The 281-nt window shown below is 69.8% G+C and carries 1 protein-coding gene; it reads right to left on the bottom strand.

What is annotated here, in order from left to right:
- On the bottom strand, positions 1 to 281 hold a 281-nt coding region (locus ACUJ8O_RS11580), incomplete at both ends, for a transposase (protein WP_445373410.1).

Below are 281 nucleotides of genomic sequence, written 5' to 3' on the forward strand. Positions count from 1 at the left end.
ACCTGTCCTGCACGTAGTCCAACAGGCGCTCGAACTGGGCCTGCACGGCCGGCCCGTCGGGCTGGTCGTACACGCTGTGCAGCATGGCCTTCACCGCCGGCCACATGCTCTTCGGGGTCACGGCCATCAGATTCGCCGCGTAATGGGTGCGGCAGCGTTGCCACACGGCCCCGGGCAGGTTCGCCGCCACGGCTTCCACGAGGCCGCGATGGGAGTCCGAGGTCACCAGTGCCACCCCGGCCAGCCCCCGGGCCACCAGGTCCGCGAAGAACTCGTTCCAC

The organism is Micrococcus sp. EWR3.9.1 (genome assembly GCF_052615555.1).